The organism is uncultured Mycobacterium sp. (assembly GCF_964249325.1).
Taxonomy (GTDB): Bacteria; Actinomycetota; Actinomycetes; order Mycobacteriales; family Mycobacteriaceae; genus Mycobacterium.
In genome coordinates this window covers 1-6,095 of sequence record NZ_CAXUCH010000250.1, presented here as the reverse complement: position 1 = coordinate 6,095, position 6,095 = coordinate 1, and the positions used below count along the sequence as shown (strand labels likewise).

The 6,095-nt window shown below is 65.9% G+C and carries 4 protein-coding genes; 2 read left to right on the top strand and 2 right to left on the bottom strand.

What is annotated here, in order from left to right:
- Together ACFE99_RS21635 and ACFE99_RS21630 are read right to left on the bottom strand one after the other, a co-directional pair.
- The coding region (locus tag ACFE99_RS21635; RefSeq protein ID WP_375488444.1) for a cyclodehydratase at positions 1-641 on the bottom strand (641 nt) is incomplete at its 3' end.
- Between the two features lie 94 nt (positions 642-735).
- Complete coding sequence (locus tag ACFE99_RS21630; protein WP_375488443.1) at positions 736-2,118, bottom strand: zinc-dependent metalloprotease; 1,383 nt, start codon at positions 2,116-2,118, stop codon at positions 736-738.
- 98 nt (positions 2,119-2,216) lie between these two features.
- Here ACFE99_RS21630 and ACFE99_RS21625 point away from each other — a divergent pair, with 98 nt between their 5' ends.
- A complete protein-coding gene (locus ACFE99_RS21625) occupies positions 2,217-3,239 on the top strand; it encodes a PDZ domain-containing protein (protein ID WP_375488442.1) in 1,023 nt (340 codons plus the stop codon).
- Between the two features lie 92 nt (positions 3,240-3,331).
- On the top strand, positions 3,332-6,095 hold a 2,764-nt coding region (locus tag ACFE99_RS21620), incomplete at its 3' end, for a UPF0182 family protein (RefSeq protein ID WP_375488441.1).

The following is a 6,095-nucleotide window of genomic DNA, read 5'->3' as shown; positions in this document are numbered from 1 at the left end:
ATCAGAGTTGCTGGATCGGCGGCGCCGACGGTGTCACGCAGCTGGGCGGCGACCGCCGGCCACGCGGCGTCGCGGTCACGCCGGTGCAAGTCCGCGCAACCCAGACAGCTGGTCATGCCGGGTATCACCAGCGGGCCGATCAGACCCACTCCGTCGCGCACCCGGACCGGTAAGTGCGGGACGCCGTCGCTGTGCAAATTGCGCAGCATCCGCGGGTCGGCGACGAGGTAGTCGGAAAGCACCACGAGATCGGTGCGCCCGGGCGTCGGCGCGGCGTGCGGCTGGCTGCTGCGTCGAATACGCGCACCCGAGCAGCGCAGGGCTTCGGTCAGCAGGTCCGACAGGGGCCCGCGGCCGTGCACCTGGATCGACGGCGACCGTCCGCCGCGCTGCGGGGGTGCTTGCGTCGCCACGCCGGCGCCGACAAGTTCGCCGATCAGATCGGCGAGCTCACGGGCATGCACCAGACCGTGGTCGGCGGCTTGGCGTTGCAGCTCGGCCAGCGATACCCGCGATTGCATGGATCGCAGCAGCGAGGCCAGCCCGCCAGCGGTCAGCCCGCGCGGCGGACGTACCAGCACTGCCCGGCGTGGATCCCATCCCACTTGCACGACACCGTCGGGACGAAGCAGTACCGGCATCGCCGGGTTGAGCGCGTACAGCGGCGCCCCGGCTTGGGGCGCGGACGGGGGTTGGGGCACAGCTCACTGTGGCACGCCGAGCGCTACCCGCGGCTCAGTTGTCCACAGGGCCGTCCGGGCCGTCATGGCCGGAGTCGATGCCGCGCTCGAACTCGGCGAGCATCTCGTCGATGCCGCTGGTGTCGCCGCCGATGACCCGGTCGATGAACGCCGCCGGCTCGTCGAGATCTTCGGACGCCGGCAGCAGATCGGGGTGCTGCCATACCTTGTCGCGCGCGTCCATACCGGCGGCATGTGTCAGGCGCTCCCACAGCACAGCAGCCTCGCGCAGCTTGCGCGGCCGCAGCTCCAGGCCGACCAGCGTCGCGAATGTTTGCTCGGCGGGCCCGCCAGTGGCGCGGCGCCGGCGCAGTGTCTCGCTGATCGCGGCGGCACCGGGAATCCGGTCGTCCAGCGCCGCGCTCACCACGGTTTGCACCCAGCCGTCGATCAACGCCAGCAGAGTCTCCAGCCGCTCAAGCGCCTGCACCTGCTCAGGCGTGGCCTTGGGCTCGAAAACTCCGTCGTTGAGCAGTTGCTCGACAGCCGACGGGTCGGTCAGCGAGGCGGGATTGAAGTCGCGGGCCAACTCCTCGATCCCAGCCATGTCGATGTTCATGCCCTTGGCGTAGGCCTCGACCGCGCCGAGCAGCTGACTGGCCAGCCACGGCACATGGCTGAACAACCGGTGGTGCGCGGCCTCACGCGCCGCCAGGAAGGTCAGGATTTCGCTGCGCGGCCGCTCGAGTCCGTCAGCGAAGGACTCGATCGCCTCGGGCAGGAGCGCTGCAACACCCTTCGGTCCCAGCGGCAGGCCAATGTCAGTGGAGGTCAGCACTTCGCGCGATAACCGGCCCAACGCCTGGCCCAGCTGCGAGCCGAACGCCATGCCGCCCATCTGCGACATGATCGACAGCAGCGGACCGGCCATATTCTTGGCCTCCTCGGGCAGGGCCGCCGCCCATACCGTCGAGATCTGCTGAGCCATCGGATCGCATAGCCGCTTCCAGGTCTCAAGCGTGTTGTCCACCCAGTCGTTGGGCGACCAGGCGACGGCCTTGGTGGTGCCCGCCGGGATCGCGGCCACCCCGTTCAGCCAGGTCTCGGCGAGATGCACCGCATCGCTGACCGCCGAATTTGTGGCAGCCGGGATCGGCGCCACAAATCCGATCGAGCTTTTCGCCAGCTGTCGGGCCACGTCGTAGTTCACCGGGCCGGAGGCCCGGCCAGTCGTCATCACAGTGCCGGCGCCACTGAACATCTCACCTAGGCGAGTGAAGATCTGGCCCAGGTCGGCCATGTCGAAGTTTGCGCCGAAACCGAACGGATCAGACGAGCCGGAGCCGGATTCGGGGTCGTTCTTCCCCTTGTCGCGATCGGGGTCGTCGCCGGCGGAGAAGCCGAACGGCAGGTCAGCCATAACCTCAAAGGTACTCATGGGGGACGCTCGGTGCGCGTCCGCCATCACGCTGTGAGTGAACCGGATGCCCGGCCAAGGAGACAGGCCACCCAGCCAACCCCTTTAGGGTTAGCAACGTGAACAGGCGGATTCTGACGCTGATCGTGGCGCTGGTGCCGATCGTGGTGTTCGGTGTACTGATCGCGGTGGTGACGGTGCCCTATGTGTCACTTGGTCCTGGCCCGACCTTCGACACCCTCGGTGAAGTGGACGGCAAGCAGGTGGTCGATATCGAGGGCACTCAAACGCACCCGACGTCGGGTCATTTGAACATGACGACGGTGTCGCAGCGCGACGGTCTCACCTTGGGGGAGGCGCTCACGCTGTGGTTGTCGGGCCGCGAGCAACTGGTGCCGCGCGATCTGGTCTACCCCCCGGGCAAGTCACGGGAGGAAGTCGACAAGGCGAACAACGCCGACTTCAAAGAATCCGAGGACAGCGCCGAATACGCCGCGCTGGGATACCTCAAGTACCCGCAGGCCGTCACCGTGGCCGTGGTCACCGATCCAGGCCCGTCGGTGGGCAAACTCAAGGCCGGCGATGCGATTGACGCGGTCAACGGCACCCCGGTGACCAACGTGGACCAGTTCACCTCGATGCTGAAGAACACCAAGCCCGGTCAGCCCGTGGTGATCGACTACCGCCGCAAGAACGCGCCTGCGGGCGTTGCTCGGATAACGTTGGGCTCCAAGCCAGATCGCGGTTACGGCTTTTTAGGTGTCGCGGTGCTGGACGCGCCGTGGGCACCGTTTGTCATCGACTTCAACCTCGCCAACGTCGGCGGCCCTTCGGCCGGGCTGATGTTCAGCCTGGCCGTCATCGACAAGCTGACGACGGGAGACCTGGTCGACTCGAAGTTCGTCGCGGGCACCGGCACCATCACCGCGAACGGAAAGGTGGGCCCGATCGGCGGAATCGTGCACAAGATGGTGGCCGCCCGCGAGGCCGGGGCGAGCGTGTTTCTGGTGCCGGCGAAGAACTGCTACGAGGCCAACGCCGACAACGTGCCCGGCCTGCAACTGGTCAAGGTCGACACTCTCGGTCAGGCGGTGGACGCGCTGCACACCGTTGCCTCCGGCGGTCAACCGCCGAGCTGCTAGCCCGGCGACGATGCCCGCGCGGGTGCGTACAGTTGGGACCATCCACCAAACCGCCGACGGCCACCGTCAACATCGAGCAGGGAGCGTAGCTAGTGGCGATGCGGCCCGCCGCGAGGATGCCAAAGCTGACCCGGCGTAGCCGGACACTGATCGCGATCGCACTCGTTGTCATCGTTTTGCTGCTGATCGGGCCGCGACTCATCGACGGCTACGTGGACTGGTTGTGGTTCGGTGAACTCGGCTACCGATCGGTGTTCACTACTGTGCTGGTCACCCGCCTGGTGGTGTTTTTCGTCGTCGGACTACTCGTCGGCGGCATAGTGTTCGGCGGTCTGGCGCTCGCGTACCGCACCCGGCCGGTGTTTGTGCCCAGCGACGGCAATGACCCGGTGGCTCGGTATCGCGCTGTGGTCCTGACGCGGCTGCGGGTGCTGGCCATCGGCATCCCGGCGGTGATCGGTTTGTTGGCTGGCGTCATCGCCCAGACGTATTGGGTGCGGATTCAGCTGTTCCTGCACGGCGGCGACTTCGGGGTCCGAGATCCGCAGTTCGGCAAGGATCTCGGTTTCTACGCGTTCGATCTCCCGTTCTACCGCCTGGTGCTCAGCTATTTGTTCGTCGCCGTCTTCCTGGCGTTCGTGGCAAACCTGGTGGCGCACTACGTTTTCGGGGGAATCCGGCTCGCCGGGCGCACCGGCGCGCTGAGCCGCTCGGCCCGGATACAGCTGATGAGCCTGGTCGGGGCGCTGGTGCTGCTCAAGGCGCTCGCCTACTGGCTGGACCGGTACGAACTGCTCTCGCACACCCGCGGCGGCAAGCCGTTCACCGGCGCGGGCTATACCGACATCAACGCGGTGTTGCCGGCCAAGCTGATCATGGTGGCGATCGCACTTATATGCGCGGCCGCTGTGTTCTCGGCGATCGTCCTGCGGGACTTGCGGATTCCAGCAATCGGGCTGGTGCTGTTGCTGCTGTCCTCGCTGATCGTTGGCGCCGGTTGGCCGCTGATCGTCGAGCAGATCAGCGTCAAACCCAACGCCGCCCAAAAGGAAAGCGAATACATCAGCCGAAGTATCACCGCGACGCGGCAAGCCTACGGGCTGACCGACGACGTCGTGAGCTACCGCAACTACAGCGGCGACCCGCAGGCCACCGCCCAGCAGGTCGCGGCCGACCGGGCCACCACGTCCAACATCCGGCTGCTCGACCCCACGATTGTCAGCCCCGCGTTCACCCAGTTCCAGCAGGGCAAGAACTTCTACTACTTTCCCGACCAGCTGTCCATCGACCGCTACCTTGACCGCGACGGCAACCTGCGCGACTACGTCGTCGCCGCCCGCGAACTCAATCCGGACCGGCTGATCGACAACCAGCGGGACTGGATCAACCGGCACACCGTCTATACCCACGGCAACGGGTTCATCGCGTCACCGGCCAACACCGTCCGCGGTATTGCCAATGACCCCAACCAAAACGGCGGCTACCCCGAGTTCCTGGTCAATGTCGTCGGGGCCAACGGCACCGTGCTCTCCGACGGCCCGGCTCGGCTCGACCAGCCGCGCATCTACTTCGGACCGGTGATCTCCAACACCGCAGCCGACTACGCGATCGTCGGCAAGAATGGCAAAGACCGCGAATACGACTACGAGACCAACACCGAAACCAAGAACTACACCTATACCGGCACCGGGGGAGTGCCGATCGGGAGCTGGTTGTCGCGCAGCGTGTTCGCGGCTAAGTTCGCCGAGCGTAATTTCCTGTTCTCCAACGTGATCGGCTCCAACAGCAGGATCCTGTTCAACCGCGATCCCGCGCAGCGGGTGGAAGCGGTGGCGCCGTGGCTGACCGCCGATAGCAGCGTCTATCCGGCGATCGTCAACAAGCGGCTGGTGTGGATCGTCGACGGCTACACCACCCTGGACAACTACCCATACTCGGAGCTGACCTCGCTGTCCTCGGCTACCGCCGACTCCAACGAGGTGGCATTCAACCGGCTGGCGCCCGACAAACAGGTTTCCTATATCCGTAACTCGGTGAAGGCCACCGTCGATGCCTACGACGGAACCGTCACGCTGTACGCGCAGGACGAGAAGGATCCGGTGCTCAAAGCGTGGATGAAGGTCTTCCCCGGCACCGTCAAACCCAGGAGCGAGATCACGCCCGATCTCGCGGAACACTTGCGCTATCCGGAAGATCTGTTCAAGGTGCAGCGGATGCTGCTGGCCAAATACCACGTCAACGACCCGGTGACGTTCTTCTCCACGTCGGATTTCTGGGACGTGCCGCTGGACCCGAACCCGACCGCCAGCAGTTACCAGCCGCCGTATTACATCGTCGCGAAAAACCTTGCGAAGGGCGATAATTCGGCGTCCTACCAGCTGACCACCGCGATGAACCGGTTCAAGCGCGACTACCTGGCCGCCTACATCAGCGCCAGCTCTGACCCGGCGACCTACGGCAAGATCACCGTGCTGACGATCCCGGGACAGGTCAACGGTCCCAAACTGGCCAACAACGCGATTACCACCGACACCGCGGTGTCGCAGGATCTCGGGGTGATCGGGCGCGACAACCAAAACCGCATCCGGTGGGGCAATTTGCTCACCTTGCCCGTGGCCCGGGGCGGGCTGCTGTACGTCGAGCCGGTCTACGCTTCTCCCGGCGCCAGCGATGCGGCCTCCTCGTATCCGCGGCTGATCCGGGTAGCGATGATGTACAACGACAAGGTCGGCTACGGGCCCACCGTCAGCGACGCACTGACCGGGATATTCGGCCCGGGGGCAGGCGCCACCGCGACCGAGATCGCGCCGGCCGATGCCGGCGCACCCTCCAGCCCGGCATCCGGTGCCCGTGCAC

What these genes read in the sequence shown, in the direction of transcription:
- ACFE99_RS21630 (WP_375488443.1), bottom strand. Translation starts at nt 2,118, where the DNA reads ATGAGTACCTTTGAGGTTATGGCTGACCTGCCGTTCGGCTTCTCCGCC.